13 protein-coding genes are annotated in these 13,270 nt (G+C 62.3%); 7 read left to right on the forward strand and 6 right to left on the reverse strand.

Features of this window, described 5'->3' with window-relative positions; all coding sequences use genetic code 11:
- Positions 1 to 118: 118 nt before the first annotated feature.
- Positions 119 to 1,054, reverse strand: a complete 936-nt coding sequence (locus tag I6F35_RS17725; RefSeq protein ID WP_225118973.1) for a neutral zinc metallopeptidase — start codon at positions 1,052 to 1,054, stop codon at positions 119 to 121.
- A 388-nt stretch (positions 1,055 to 1,442) separates the two neighbouring features.
- Here I6F35_RS17725 and I6F35_RS17730 point away from each other — a divergent pair, with 388 nt between their 5' ends.
- From I6F35_RS17730 to I6F35_RS17740, 3 genes are all read left to right on the forward strand, one after another.
- Positions 1,443 to 2,576, forward strand: a complete 1,134-nt coding sequence (locus I6F35_RS17730; protein WP_225118974.1) for a site-specific DNA-methyltransferase — start codon at positions 1,443 to 1,445, stop codon at positions 2,574 to 2,576.
- 216 nt (positions 2,577 to 2,792) lie between these two features.
- Positions 2,793 to 3,119 carry a hypothetical protein gene (locus I6F35_RS17735; protein WP_225118975.1) on the forward strand — a complete coding sequence of 109 codons (327 nt, stop codon included), beginning with the start codon at positions 2,793 to 2,795 and terminating at the stop codon, positions 3,117 to 3,119.
- 135 nt (positions 3,120 to 3,254) lie between these two features.
- Positions 3,255 to 3,941: a glutathione S-transferase N-terminal domain-containing protein gene (locus I6F35_RS17740; protein WP_225118976.1), complete on the forward strand. Its 687-nt coding sequence runs from the start codon at positions 3,255 to 3,257 to the stop codon at positions 3,939 to 3,941.
- A gap of 99 nt (positions 3,942 to 4,040) precedes the next feature.
- Here I6F35_RS17740 and I6F35_RS17745 read toward each other — a convergent pair whose 3' ends face one another.
- Complete coding sequence (locus I6F35_RS17745) at positions 4,041 to 6,824, reverse strand: VCBS domain-containing protein (protein WP_225118977.1); 2,784 nt, start codon at positions 6,822 to 6,824, stop codon at positions 4,041 to 4,043.
- A gap of 33 nt (positions 6,825 to 6,857) precedes the next feature.
- Here I6F35_RS17745 and I6F35_RS17750 point away from each other — a divergent pair, with 33 nt between their 5' ends.
- The 3 genes from I6F35_RS17750 to I6F35_RS17760 all read left to right on the forward strand — a co-directional run bounded on the left by I6F35_RS17750 (position 6,858) and on the right by I6F35_RS17760 (position 9,058).
- Complete coding sequence (locus tag I6F35_RS17750) at positions 6,858 to 7,007, forward strand: hypothetical protein (RefSeq protein ID WP_225118978.1); 150 nt, start codon at positions 6,858 to 6,860, stop codon at positions 7,005 to 7,007.
- Positions 7,008 to 7,429: 422 nt separating this feature from the next.
- Positions 7,430 to 8,089 (forward strand): FecR family protein, encoded by a 660-nt coding sequence (locus tag I6F35_RS17755; protein WP_225118979.1) that lies wholly within the window; start codon positions 7,430 to 7,432, stop codon positions 8,087 to 8,089.
- 108 nt (positions 8,090 to 8,197) lie between these two features.
- Positions 8,198 to 9,058, forward strand: a complete 861-nt coding sequence (locus tag I6F35_RS17760; protein ID WP_225118980.1) for a tetratricopeptide repeat protein — start codon at positions 8,198 to 8,200, stop codon at positions 9,056 to 9,058.
- Between the two features lie 96 nt (positions 9,059 to 9,154).
- On the opposite strand, the gene I6F35_RS17765 is transcribed toward I6F35_RS17760, so the two are convergent.
- Entirely contained in the window at positions 9,155 to 9,598 is a 444-nt protein-coding gene (locus I6F35_RS17765) for a nuclear transport factor 2 family protein (protein ID WP_225118981.1), read from the reverse strand.
- A 95-nt stretch (positions 9,599 to 9,693) separates the two neighbouring features.
- Between I6F35_RS17765 and I6F35_RS17770 the strand changes: the two genes are divergently transcribed.
- Complete coding sequence (locus tag I6F35_RS17770) at positions 9,694 to 10,608, forward strand: LysR family transcriptional regulator (RefSeq protein WP_225118982.1); 915 nt, start codon at positions 9,694 to 9,696, stop codon at positions 10,606 to 10,608.
- 165 nt (positions 10,609 to 10,773) lie between these two features.
- Here the strand turns inward: I6F35_RS17770 and I6F35_RS17775 are convergent, their stop codons facing one another.
- The 3 genes from I6F35_RS17775 to I6F35_RS17785 all read right to left on the reverse strand — a co-directional run bounded on the left by I6F35_RS17775 (position 10,774) and on the right by I6F35_RS17785 (position 13,264).
- Positions 10,774 to 10,983, reverse strand: coding sequence for a hypothetical protein (locus I6F35_RS17775; RefSeq protein WP_225118983.1), 210 nt, complete (start codon positions 10,981 to 10,983; stop codon positions 10,774 to 10,776).
- A 1,165-nt stretch (positions 10,984 to 12,148) separates the two neighbouring features.
- Positions 12,149 to 12,766 carry a glutathione S-transferase N-terminal domain-containing protein gene (locus I6F35_RS17780; protein ID WP_225118984.1) on the reverse strand — a complete coding sequence of 206 codons (618 nt, stop codon included), beginning with the start codon at positions 12,764 to 12,766 and terminating at the stop codon, positions 12,149 to 12,151.
- 78 nt (positions 12,767 to 12,844) lie between these two features.
- Positions 12,845 to 13,264 (reverse strand): PaaI family thioesterase, encoded by a 420-nt coding sequence (locus I6F35_RS17785; RefSeq protein WP_225118985.1) that lies wholly within the window; start codon positions 13,262 to 13,264, stop codon positions 12,845 to 12,847.
- Positions 13,265 to 13,270: the final 6 nt, after the last annotated feature.

Genomic DNA, 13,270 nt, shown 5'->3' on the forward strand with positions numbered 1-13,270 from the left:
CCTTCATCCGTCATTCCGGACAGGCCGCGAAGCGGACTGATCCGGAATCTCATCCACGCGGCGAAAGATTCCGGGTTCGCGCTTTCAGCGCGCCCCGGAATGACGCCAATAATAACAACTACAGCGCCCCGGCACCAAAGGTGTTGCAGGCCGACACCGTGCCCTGCTGGTAGCCGGTCATGAACCATTGCCGCCGCTGCTGCGCCGAACCATGGGTGAAGGAGTCCGGCACCACCCTGCCCGTCGCCTGCCGCTGCAAGGTGTCGTCGCCGATCGCGGTTGCCGTCTTCAGCGCCGCGTCGATGTCGCCGGCCTCGAGGAAGCCCGGCCGCTTCTTCTCTTCGCGGTTGACCCAGACGCCGGAGAGGCAATCGGCCTGCAGCTCGACCTTCACCTGCAGCGCGTTGGCCTCGGCCTTGCTGTCGGCGGCCTGTTGCAGTCGCGTCACGCGCGGGATGATGCCGAGCAGGTTCTGCACGTGGTGGCCGGCCTCATGGGCGATGATATAGGCCGCGGTGAACTTGCAGGCGCTGCCCGAGCAGCCGCGGAAGCGCGTCTCGACCTCGCGGAAGAAGGCAGTGTCGAGATAGATGGTCCTGTCCGGCGGGCAGTAGAACGGCCCCATCGCCGACTGCGCCATGCCGCAGCGGCCGCCATTGGTGGCGTTGCGGAACAACACAATCTTCGGACCGGTGAAGGTCTGTCCATTAGCCTGGAAGATCTCGCTCCAGCGATCATCGATCTCGCCGAGGATGCCGGAGATCATGCTGCCCATTTCGTCGGTCGGTGCGCCGGTCTTGCCGGACGCCGTCCGGCGGTCGGTCTGGTAGGTCGGCGCCTGTCCGCCGCCGGTGAGGATCTCCGCGCCGCCGATCAGGATGCGCGGGTCGATGCCGAAGGCGTAGCCGAGCAGACCGAGCACGATGATCGTGCCGATGCCGAGCCCGCCGCCGCCCATGGGGATGCCGAAACCGCCGCCTCCGCCGCCGCCATATCCGCCCTCGTCGCGACGATCCTCGATATCGTCGCTGCGGCGAAAATCATCGTAGCGCATGGCGGTTTCCCCTCAGTCCTATCCTATGTAAACGCCGAACAGACGTAAAATTTCCATTCCGTTAATCAATAGCCTGCCCGGCAAATATTGCCTAGTGCGACGCTGCGCCATCGGCGCATGACTGATGCTGCGACGTCATCGCGAGTCGCGTGAGCGTCTCGGCGACCAACTCGATTCCGATTCCGCTATCGCTGGCGCAATTCGCATATTGCGTGCTGCGAAGCAGCGCGCGATTCCGAATTCGAAAACGCGCGGCGACGAACTGCGCAGAACTTGTCGCGTGGTATTTTCGATTAAGTCGATTTTTACTTTGCGGGGTCATGGTGTCGCCAGTCGGTTGTTTGGTCCCGCGTCGCCGACAGCGTCGCCTGAGTCAGAGTCTTGAGTCATGGTTGAGTCGCGTCGCGGGGCGTCTGCAAGGACGCCCCGCACTAAATTTGAGTCCACGTCATCGGCTCGTATCGTCGTAGGCGATTGCGTCGCCGAGATGTCAAAGCTTGCAGCCGGTTCGGTCGATCTGGTGTTCGCAGATCCACCGTACAACCTGCAGCTCAAGGGCGATCTCAAGCGTCCGGATGAATCCCATGTCGATGCCGTCGACGACGAGTGGGACAAGTTTTCCTCTTTCGCCGCCTATGACGATTTCACCCGCGCCTGGCTGCTCGCCGCCCGTCGCGTCATGAAGCCGTCGGCGACGATCTGGGTGATCGGCTCCTATCACAATATCTTCCGCGTCGGCGCCATCATGCAGGACCTCGGCTTCTGGCTCCTCAACGATATCGTCTGGCGCAAGTCGAACCCGATGCCGAATTTCCGCGGCCGCCGCTTCACCAATGCGCACGAGACCATGATCTGGGCCGCGCGTGATGAGAAGGCCAAGGGTTACACGTTCAACTATGAAGCGCTGAAGGCGGCGAACGAGGACGTGCAGGCGCGTTCCGACTGGCTGATCCCGCTCTGCACCGGCGAAGAGCGCCTCAAGGGCAAGGATGGCAAGAAGGTCCACCCGACACAGAAGCCCGAGCAGCTTCTGGCCCGCGTGCTATTGTCGTCGTCGAGGCCCGGCGACCTCGTGATCGATCCCTTCAACGGCACCGGCACCACCGGCGCCGTGGCAAAACGTCTCGGACGCCGCTACATCGGCTTCGAGCGCGACAAGGACTATGCGGCCGCCGCCGAAGCGCGCATCGCTGCCATCGAACCGCTGCCGGACGCCACGCTCGCCCCGTTCATGACCGCGCGCGACGCGCCGCGCGTCGCCTTCTCGGAATTGATCGAGCGCGGCATGATCATGCCGGGCGCAACCCTCGTAGACGCCAAGAAGCGGGTCGGTGCCCTGGTGCGCGCCGACGGCGCCATCATGCTGGGGGACAAGGTCGGCTCGATCCACCGCATCGGCGCCGTCGCCCAAGGCTCCGGCGCCTGCAACGGCTGGACCTTCTGGCACATCGAGACCAAGAACGGCCTCAAGCTGATCGACGAACTGCGCGCGGAAATCCGCTCCGAGATGGCCGCGGGCTGAGCTCTTCGCCAATCCCTCCGTCATTCCGGGCTCGCGCAAGCGAGAGCCCGGAATGACAGGGGAGTTCCTGCTCATTCCCGTTATGCCCCGGCGGAACAGAGAACCACGCCTCACCGGATGTCACGATGACGCCGTGTTGAACGCTCTCGCCTTGATTCGGCCCGAACCCAGGGCCTACACTCCCCCGAACGGTCGCTGTTTCGATTGGATTGCCAGATGCGCAGACAATCCGAGACGTTGCTGCTTGTGCCGCTGTTGCCGATCTTCCTGATCGGCATGTTTCCGATCTTGCTGATTGGCCTGCTCGGCTTTCTCGGCCTCGGCATTTTCGGCATGCTGATGCTGTCGGTCGGCCTGACCAGCGCCATGGACGCGCATAACCACTTCAATCACGACGTCATTGTGAACGGTTATGGGCGCAGCAGCGAGCGTGCCGTCCAGGCCACCGATCTGCAAACCGCGACGCGCTTCGCCCTGCTCCTGGACGTGGGCGGCATCGTCCTGATCCTCGCCAGCGCCGTCAGCCTGATCTATTGCGGCTGATCGCCAGGCCGGCAAACACGCCTTCACAAATTCATCGCTTGCGCAGCTTACCGAAATGCGCGCATGACTCGCCGTCCGCGGCAACACGCCGCGTCATGGATTGACCGGCACAAAAAACGAAGGGAGTCATCCTCCATGCTCAAATTCTACTTCAATGGCGCGCCGAACCCGAACAAGATCGCGCTGTTCCTCGAAGAGTCCGGTCTGCCTTACGAACTGGTGCCGGTCGACACCCGCAAGGGCGAGCAATTCAAGCCGGAATTCCTGAAGGTCAATCCAAACGCCAAGGTGCCGGCGATCGACGATGATGGCGTGTTCGTGTTCGACTCCAACGCGATCCTGCTCTACCTCGCCGAGAAGACCGGCAAATTCCTGCCCGCCAATACGCCCGCGACCCGCGCGCAGACGCTGTCCTGGCTGATGTTCATCGCCACCGGCCTCGGTCCCTATTCCGGCCAGGCGGTGCATTTCAAGACCGTCGCGCCGAAAGAGCTCGAATACGCCCACAACCGCTACCAGTACGAGGCGAACCGCCATTACAAGATCCTCGACGATCACCTCGCCAGGAGCCGCTACATGGTTGGTGACAGCTACAGCATCGTCGACATGGCGTTCTGGGGCTGGGCACGGCTGGGGCCGTTCGTGCTCGGCGATGACGCCTATGCGAAATACCCAAACGTCAAGCGCCTTGTCGACGAGATTTCGGCAAGGCCGGCCGCTGCGCGCGCGATCGCATTGAAGGACAAGTTCACCTTCAAGGCCGAGATGGACGAGGAGGCGAAGAACTTCATGTTCGGCCATCTCAAGACCAGGGTGGCTTAACCGCCGTCCGGCATGCCGGCAGGCGCCTCGCATGTGAATCGCGGTGCAGATCGGGAAGGCGGGCAAAGGCATGCGCACTGTGCCCACCTTCCGATTGCGTCAGATCATCAGATCGTGCTGGGTGACGATAGCGCTCCCGGCAAGGTCCGAAACGAAGGCGAAATGATCGGCCGACTGCAGCTCCTGCAGAGCCGGCGCAATGGACTGCGCTCCCTCTCCTCCCTGGTTTCCCGCAGCCTCTTCATGATAGCTGCTATGGTCGGCATTTCCGAGGTCGAAACCGTCTGAACCCTCCTTGAAGTGAAATGTGTCTCCAGGCCAGAGCGTTCCGGCTGCCTCCGATCCAGACATCGTATCGGCAATTGAGGATCGCTCGAAATCCGCCGCGCCTTGCTCGGCAACAATGCTGCCTGTGCCTGCTTCGCCTGAGGTCGACTGATTGCCGCCATCAGACAGGGCACGCCATGCGAAATCGTTGCGGTCTGCGTCGCTGGCGCCTTGGATGGTGATCGTCACGACCTGCGCGGTGCCGTCGATGGTGGTCACCGTGAAGCTATCGGTCAGCGTGTCGCAGTCGTCGAGCGACTGCACCGCGCAGTTGGTATTGTCGAGCGTGTAGGTCCATACACCAGCCGCCGTCATCGTGAAGGTGCCATAGCCGCCATTGCTCGCCGTCGGCGAACAGACCGCGGTGAAGGTGTTGGGCGCATTGTCGACGTCGGTGTCGGTAAGCGTGCCGGTCGCGCTCGGCGTGCCGGGCCCGGCACAACCCGCCTCGATCACCGAGCCGCACGTCGTGCCCGAAACCACGGCCGCGTCGTTGGTGCCGTTGATGGTGACCGTCACGATTTGCGCGGTGCCGTCGATCGTGGTGACCGTGAAGGTGTCGGTCAGTTGGTCGCAGACGTTGAGCGCTTGCACCGCGCCGTTGGCGTTGTCGAGTGTGTAGGTCCACACGCCGGCCGCCGTCATCGTGAAGGTGCCGTAGCCGCCGGTGCTCGGCGCAGGCGCGGTGACCGCCGTGAAAAGATCGGGCGGATTGTCGATGTCGGTGGCGGCGAGCGTGCCGGTCGCGGTCGGCACGCCCGGCGCAGCATTGGCGACGCACCCGGCCTCGATCACGCAACCGGTGGTGTCGCCGGAAATGACAGCCGCATCGTTGCTGCCGTTGATGGTGATCCTCACCACTTGTGCAGTGCCGTCCGCGGTGGTCACCGTGAAGGCGTCGGTCAGGCTGTCGCCGACATTGAGCGCCTGCACCGCGCCGTTGGCATCGTCGAGCGCATAGGTCCACACACCAGCCGCGGTCATCGTGAACATGCCGTAGCCGGCGTGGCTTGCCGTCGGCAAAGTGACGGCCGTGAAGGTGTTGGGCGCGTTGTCGACGTCGCTTGCGGTGAGCGTGCCGGTCGTGGTCAGCATGCCCGGCACAGCACGGCTCGCCTCGATCACCGAGCCGGTCGTCGCACCGGAAATGACGGCGTCGTCATTGGTACCGCTGATGGTGATCGTGACCACCTGGGCCGTGCCATCGACGGTTGTCACCGTGAAGGTGTCGGTCAACGTGTCGCCGACATTGAGCGCCTGCACCGCGCTGCTGGCCTCATTGAGCGAGTAGGTCCACACGCCAGCCGCCGACATCGTGAAGGTGCCGTAGCCGCCGGCGCTCGTCTTCGGCAGGCTGACCGCCGCAAATGTATTCGGCGGATTGTCGACGTCGGCGTCCGTGAGCATGCCGGTCGCCGGCGGTGTGCCGGGCACGGCGCCCCCCGCCTCGATCACCGCGCCGACCGTGGCGCCCGAAATGAAGGCCGCGTCGTTGACGCCGTTGATGGCGATCGTGAAGATCTGACTGGCCGAGAGCGTGCCATCCGATACCGTGATGACAAAGTTTTGGGCTGTCGTCGCCGTCAGCGCATTGATCGCACCGCTGTCGGGAACGAAGGTGTAGGCGCCGGTCGTGCTGTTGACGTAAAGCGTGCCATAGAGACCGGCCTCCGATACATCATACGTCGCCCCTCCCAAGACCGTATTGCCGACGGTCCCGCCGGCGATGCCGTAGGTCAGTACAGCGCCGCTGCTGGAACTGCTGGCGGCGAACGTGCCGCTCGTCGCCGTGAACTGGTCGAACACCACTGTGTCGATTTCCGTCGGTCCCGTCGCGACGGTCAACACCGGCGGCGAACGCAGGACGAACAGCTCAGGAACCACCATCGACGGCGGCGGCGGAAGCGAATTATGGATCGGGAGAACGTCGGTCTCGATGAAATCGATTCGTTGAACCGGCAGCGCATCGATCGAGGGAGGCGTGCTCGACCCGGTTGCCCCCTGTTCCTTCGCGAAGTTGGCGAGCACGTCCTGCTGGGCGGCATGCAACTCCTCCATTCGAGTTGCATTGTTCGCGGTCTGGTTGATGCCGACCGAGGACCCTCTCCTGCTCAGGATGGTCGTCTCTCCGGGATCCTCGACAATGATGTGTCGCGGGATCGCCTCTTTGGTCACGAGCTCGAATACGCCATGCTCGAGATCCTTGTATGTGATCCTGTCGTCATCGAGATAGGTGGCGTCCGGCTCCGCGGCGTGGACTTGTTTCATGACCGCGAAGGTCAGTGCCGCGAGCGTCAATGTGCCGATCCCGCCGGCATGAGCACGGCCCCGAATGCTTCCAACCGGCGTATCGACCGTGAGGCAACCGGTTCTCGCCACCCGTCCGGCAATGAAAGCGAAGGTTCCTCCGGTCACGCCAAACAAGGCCGAATGCGAGGCGCCGTTGGCGTCGCAGATCAATTCGTTCAGCACCAGGCGGGTGCCGGGACACAGGCTGAATACGGTGCCGTCGATGAAGCGAACTCCGATCCGCCCGTCGGCTGCCGTCTCGATCACGTCTCCTTGGTAAAGGGGATCGCCGGAGGTGAGTTGAACGGCAATGCCCGTCGCTCGGCTGACGGTGCAGCAACCGATCGCGGTTTGAACATCGCCTATAATCTGGGGAGGCTCGGCGAGCTTGATGTCGCCGGTGGGCTCGACGCAAGACGCAACGAACATGGCTTCGACCTCGCCCGCTGAGTAATTTCAGGCCAGCGTGGTGCCGAATTCTTCTTGCTCTGGCTTAGCCCTACGCCACGAGGTCAAAATCTTCTTGGCGCTGGCAGCCCTGGGCTGGCCCGCCGAAACATCTCGATCCAAATTAAATGTAATATATCGGGAAAAATCGGCACATTCAACGCATGATTCAAATGAATGTCCCGGTTAAGTCATCCGGGGGGCGCGGCCCCGGTATCGAGCGAGACGCGATCAGCCCGGTCACTCGAGCTGCAACGTTGCAGTGGCGTTTCGCCTGCATCAGGATTACGATGATGATGAATTTAAACGAGAGGTTCAGTAGCAGCCGCTCCGACGTCGTACATATTGCATCCGTATTGCGACCCACCCGCTATTAAGGCCAGCGGACAGTTACACGCAAAAGATCTTCTCAGGAAGGGGGGATCATGTGCACGCATACGATTATCGCATCGCTGACAAGTCTGGTTGTGGCGCTGACCATTCTTTCGCCTGATGCAGCGCACGCGCAGATCGCCCCTGCCGGACCTGCTGTCCAGAATCTCGCATCGAGCAACCCCATCGGAAAAGTCGTAACGGCGACGGGTTCGGTCACAATTGAACGTGCGAGTGCAATGGTCGTTCAGGCAAATATATCCGGCCAAGCGGGCCAGGTGAAAGTTGGCGATGTCGTCTATCTCGGCGATGTGGTCCGCACCGGAGCTGACGGCAAACTCGGCATCAACTTTGCCGATGGCAGCTCGTTCAAACTATCGAGCAACGCCCGAATGGCGTTGGACGAATTCGTATACGATCCGAATGGGAAGTCCAACTCGACCTTGTTTAATCTGACCAATGGAACGCTGACGTTTGTTGCCGGCAATGTCGCGAAGACCGGCGACATGAAGGTCGATACCCCGGTCGCAACGATGGGTATTCGGGGCACGACCCCGCATGTCGAAATTTCGGATGACGGGACAGTCAAGTTTTCAACCCTGATCGAAGAGGGCAAGAGCAAGCTGACGAAGAAGCCCGCCCCGTCCACAGCGCAGCAATCCGAACAGAAAGCCGATCGCAAGCTCAATTTGAATATCTGCCGAGGGTGCTAGGCCGATTTTGCTTGAATCCAGCTCAGGCGCAACGCACCAGCAAGACGTGACGGCTTTCCGCGGAAAATCGACGCAGATTTCCCAATTTCCAGAGTGAGGAAGCCTGATATGGACGCCAGTACGAGGGGAGGCATCATTGACGGCCTGGCGTGCACGCTCATCCTGCTGTTGCTCGGTTCACCCGCGGCGGCGCAGGATGCAAAAAAGGACAGCTTTCTGAGTGATATTGCGTTGTGCAACGGCTCGGATCAGGCGTCGCTTGAAGCTCGGATCAATGGCTGCACGGCGCTCATCGATTCGAACCGCGGCAAGACCACGGCCCTGGCTATCGCCTATAACAATCGCGGCAATGCTTATACAGCGCAGGGAGACTATGACCGCGCCATCCAGGATTTCGATCAATCGATCAAATTCAATCCAACTTACGTCAAGGCCTTTAACAATCGCGGCGTGGCTTACTTGAAGAAAGGCGAATACGACCTCGCCATCAAGGCTTTCGACGACGCGATCAAGCTCAATCCCGGCTACGGTGGCGCCTTCGCCAACCGTGCCCGGGCCCACCTGAAAAAGAACGATTACGATCGCGCGGCGCGGGATTATGACGAGGCAATTCGTCTTGAGCCCAATTTGCAAGCCGCGTGGGGCGGACGCTGTTGGACGCAGGCCGTCCTCGGCGCCTTGGAGGTGGCGCTGGAGGACTGCAATAAGGCGCTTCAATTGGGCTCGAACAACGCCGCACTGTATGACTCGCGTGGGCTGATCTACCTTAAAATGGGCAAATTCGGCGCAGCCATCGATGACTACAGTTCGGCGCTGCAACGCGATCCGAAGCTGGCGACCGCGCTCTATGGGCGCGGGCTCGCCAGGCTGAAAACGGGCGACAAAGTTGGCAGCGACGCCGATATCGCGGCGGCAAAGACACTCCAGGTCAGGATCCGTGACAACTTCACGCGCCTTGGCGTGCGGTAGATACCAGTCTCGCGCGTGAACGCGGCCACCGTCGAACCTGCAAGGTCCAGCGCTCGCCGCGTCCACATGGGGGCCTGTTGGCGCCGGCGCGACGTCTCAACCCGCCGCGCGGACCTGCGGCGCGGGAAACGGCCCCAGCGCCTTCTCGGTCAGTACCGAGTCGCAATATTCCCTGATCTCCTTGATCTTGCTGTCCTCGAGCCGGAACACCAGGCAATAGTCGTTGTCGTAGCGAACGCCTTGCTTGGTGACGTTGTCGCCTTTGGCCTCGACCACGACATGGTCGTCGTCGGCGATGAAGCGATGGGCAACAGTGCGCGCCCGTTCCGCCAATAGCGAACGCACGTGACCATGCAGATCGTTGAGGATCGATTGCTTGCCGCGGAAGGTGCGCGACCAGGAATACTGTCCGGTCACCGTCCATGTCGCATCGTCGGCGAGGCTCGCGGTGAACAGCGCACGGTCGCGCGCGGCGGGATCGGGATTTCCCGCCGCGGCAAAGATCTGCTGCATCAGTTTCTTGTTGTCGGCTGCGCTCATGGCGGCTTCTCCATGGATTGATTGAATACGCCCCCCTTGTGACGCGACGCCGATCATTCTTCAAATCGATAGCCAATATGATATCTATTCACCCCATGAATTTGAATTCCCTTGACCTCAATCTCCTGACCGCGCTCGATGCGCTGCTGCGAGACGCCAGCGTCAGCCGCGCCGCGATGCGGCTTCATCTGTCGCAGCCGGCCGCAAGCCATGCGCTGCAACGGCTGCGCGATCTGATCGGCGATCCGCTTTTGGTGCGCAACGGCGCGCGCATGGAGCTGACGCCGCGGGCGCAGGCGTTGCGCGCGCCGCTGGCGCAGGCGCTCGACCAGGTGCGCGCGCTGTTCGTTCCCGACGCGTTCGACGCGGCGCGAAGCGACCGGCATTTCCGGCTGATGATGCCGGACCTCGCGGTCGAGCTGCTGATGCCGCCGTTGATGGAGAAGATCACGCAGCTCGCGCCGCATGTGACGATCGATGTGGTGCCGTGGCGGGGACCGGCGATCTTCACCGCCGAGTTCGCGCGCACCATCGATCTCGTGATCTCGATCGGCGACGCTTTCAAGGGCTTCCACCGCCAGCGCCTTTATGTCGACAGCGACGCGCTCGCGGTGCGCTGCGGCCATCCCGTCGGCGCAAGATTGAAGAAGCGCGAGGCGTTCCTCGCGGCAAGGCACGTCGCCGTGGTGATCCGTGGCCAGAACGAGGATCTGATCGATAGCTGGCTGCGCTCCAAAGGCATTGAGCGGCGCATCGCCCTCGTCGTGCCAGGCTATATCGAGGCGCTGCACGTCACGGCCCGCACCGACCTCGTCGCCTTCGTGCCGCGCCGCCTGATTGCAGCCCTTGCCGGGCAATTGTCGCTGCTGACGGTGACGCCGCCGCTCGATCCCGGCATCGACGAGCAGCATATGTTCTATCCCACCCGCGCCCAGATGGATCCCGGCTCGATCTGGCTGCGCCAGTTGATGCTGGAGACCGGCCGGGAGTTGGATACGCGGAAGACGTAGACCCGCGTCGAGCGCGACGCCTCTCTCCGTCATTCCGCGGCGACGAAGTCGCGAGAGAATCCACCAGGCCACGGCCGCAGCCGGCAAGATGGACTTCGAGTTCATCGCGAGCCCGCATCGGGCCGCGCCACATCTGCCTGATGGCTCTGCGCCAGCCTCTCCCTGTTAGTGCTTCGCCAGGCTTGGATAGATCAGTGACTGATCTTCGACTTCCTGGTCCGGGAGCTTACTCAAGTTGGCCTTGGCGTGAAGGTCCTGCAATGGCGGCATAGCGGCAGTTCTGGCAGACATCTTGGGTGGCGTATGCGACCAGAGCACGGTGGTTGCTGCGAGCAAGGCGACGGCTGCAATGGCAGAAATCATCGGATGCTTCATGTGAAACCTCCTGTTCGATTTCGATAGGTCAATTTGCAGCCGCTTGAATACGTTCAACGGCCGCCGGCGAACGTGAATTGCCTCACATCTCACGCGCTCGTGTCTGCCAAGTTGTGAGTTTGCGATTTGCGGGCCGGCCTATTTTTCCAGCCGCCTTGGGCGCAATTAACCTGACCACGGCGTACCGCGAAGAGCGAACGTTCGAGACGTTACCGGATCGCTCGGCGGCCATGAGGGTCTGGTGTCACGTGCGCGGCGAGACGAATTATGCGAGCAATTTCAGCGTGATTTGCCCTGTCCACTCCTGGCGCAAAAAACATTCCGCTTCCGTCGTCGGGCAAATCAGCATTATGACTCCGCGCGTCTCACCCGAGAGAGGGGCGGGTCGCGATCGTCACGAACGTTGCGGTGAGATGCGGTGGACGTGATGGGTGTGACTGACGAGCACACACATCACGGACGGCGAAGTCGTGTGGTCCTGGCGCCCCGACGCTGGCGCTAAGCTTCTTACGAAGTGACGGTGGCAAAAGAGCCCGGTCACCGGGGAGAGCACGAAGTAAGCCGTAAAACCATCGCGCAGGGAAAGCCGGTGCTGCTTCGGTTGACCTGTGGTCCTACCCCCGTGCTTTTTGTTGCACGGGGCCCACGGGTGCGACCGGCACCCGGCTTTCCCTGCGCCCTCACTTCAATGAGAGGGTGACACGAGACGCAAACCTCGGACGCCATGCGCCGCGAGAACGCGAACTCACATCCCTTACTCCCACCGTCATGCCCGCGAAGGCGGGCATCCAGTATCCGGCGAGCTCTCGGCTCAAGCACGACCGCCTCTGGAATACTGGATCGTCCGCCTTCGCGGACGATGACAGCAGAAAGCTGTTTGACATTTGAATCAGAACCTCTCCCCCCGTCATTGCGAGGCGCGAAGCGCCGCGGCAATCCATTGCCTCCACAAGCGGAAAGATGGATTGCTTCGTGGAGCCCGTCATCGGGCGGCGCTTCGCGCCGACCCGGTGGCTCGCAACGACGCGCACGGGTCACGACAGTCGTAGGACGGGTAGAGCGCAGCGAAACCCATCATTCACGCTGCTTGCTCCCTCGCGATGGGTTTCGCTTCGCTCTACCCATCCTACAGCAGAAGCAGAGGCATCGCGTCAGCGCAAAGCGCTTACGCCTCCGCCTCGAGCACCTTCTTCACCGCGGGCCGCTCGGCCATGCGCTTGCGGTGATCGACCACTTTCGGCACCGCCGCGAGATCGACGCCGTCGCCTTCCAGCCACTGCGCCATCGTGAACAGATAGATGTCGCAGATCGTGTAGGCCTCGCCCATCACCCACGGTCCCCTGAGCATGTCGCGTTCGACCAGCGCAAAGCTTGCACCAACCGTTTTCGGGATCATGCGCTTCATGTCGGCAAAGGAGGATTCCTCCGCCGCCCAGCGATAGCCGCGCATCTTGTGGGCATGCGCGACATGCAGCGTGGAGCAGAGATAGCTGTTGAACGCCTGCACTTGCGCGAAGGCAAAGATGTCATCGAGCGGCGCCAGCTTCGCCTTCGGGAAGCTCTGGGCGATGAAGGCGAGCAGCGCGGGCGTCTCGGTGAGGACGCCATGATCGGTGACCAGCGCCGGCACCCGTCCCTTCGGATTGACCTTGAGATAGTCCGGGCTGTTCTGCTGGTTGGTCTTGAAGTCGATCCGCTCGATCGTATAGGGCGCCCCGGATTCTTCGAGCGCGATGTGCGAGGCGAGCGCGCAGGTGCCGGGGGTGTAATAGAGCTTGAGCATTTTCCGTCCCTCATTCAGAAGGACGCGAAGTTAGCGGCGCACCCGTGTCCCGTCCATCCCCGCTCTGGCCGACGGGCTTCAGCGAACCGCCTTTGCCGTCTCCACCAGGCGCGCGCTGGTCGACGCCGTCGCGAACACCGCGCCGTCTTCCGACGTCAGCCTGCCTTCAACGAAGGCGACGGTCTTGCCAAGCTGGACGACCTTCGCTTCGCCGATGATCGTCCCCGGCTTCGCCGGCGCCAGGAAATTCACTGTCATCGAAATGGTCGCGGTGTAGAGCTTGCCATCGGTCATGACGAACACCGCCGGGCCCATGGTGTCGTCCAGCATCGCCGACAGGATGCCGCCCTGGATGAAGCCGGCCGGGTTGCAGAACTCGGGTCTGCCCTCGAATCCGATCCGGATCCAGCCTTCGTCCGGGCGCGCATCAAGCAGGTGCGAGCCCAGCAGCCTGGCGCAGGGTGGCGTGGCAAGACGGTCAAGCGCGGTCGCGATCATGGGAGC

This window comes from Bradyrhizobium sp. BRP22 (assembly GCF_020194175.1).
Lineage (GTDB): Bacteria > Pseudomonadota > Alphaproteobacteria > Rhizobiales > Xanthobacteraceae > Bradyrhizobium.

What these genes read in the sequence shown, in the direction of transcription:
- I6F35_RS17725 (WP_225118973.1), bottom strand. Translation starts at nt 1,054, where the DNA reads ATGCGCTACGATGATTTTCGCCGCAGCGACGATATCGAGGATCGTCGC.
- I6F35_RS17730 (WP_225118974.1), top strand. Translation starts at nt 1,443, where the DNA reads ATGGTTGAGTCGCGTCGCGGGGCGTCTGCAAGGACGCCCCGCACTAAA.
- I6F35_RS17735 (WP_225118975.1), top strand. Translation starts at nt 2,793, where the DNA reads ATGCGCAGACAATCCGAGACGTTGCTGCTTGTGCCGCTGTTGCCGATC.
- I6F35_RS17740 (WP_225118976.1), top strand. Translation starts at nt 3,255, where the DNA reads ATGCTCAAATTCTACTTCAATGGCGCGCCGAACCCGAACAAGATCGCG.
- I6F35_RS17755 (WP_225118979.1), top strand. Translation starts at nt 7,430, where the DNA reads ATGTGCACGCATACGATTATCGCATCGCTGACAAGTCTGGTTGTGGCG.
- I6F35_RS17760 (WP_225118980.1), top strand. Translation starts at nt 8,198, where the DNA reads ATGGACGCCAGTACGAGGGGAGGCATCATTGACGGCCTGGCGTGCACG.
- I6F35_RS17765 (WP_225118981.1), bottom strand. Translation starts at nt 9,598, where the DNA reads ATGAGCGCAGCCGACAACAAGAAACTGATGCAGCAGATCTTTGCCGCG.
- I6F35_RS17770 (WP_225118982.1), top strand. Translation starts at nt 9,694, where the DNA reads ATGAATTTGAATTCCCTTGACCTCAATCTCCTGACCGCGCTCGATGCG.
- I6F35_RS17775 (WP_225118983.1), bottom strand. Translation starts at nt 10,983, where the DNA reads ATGAAGCATCCGATGATTTCTGCCATTGCAGCCGTCGCCTTGCTCGCA.
- I6F35_RS17780 (WP_225118984.1), bottom strand. Translation starts at nt 12,766, where the DNA reads ATGCTCAAGCTCTATTACACCCCCGGCACCTGCGCGCTCGCCTCGCAC.
- I6F35_RS17785 (WP_225118985.1), bottom strand. Translation starts at nt 13,264, where the DNA reads ATGATCGCGACCGCGCTTGACCGTCTTGCCACGCCACCCTGCGCCAGG.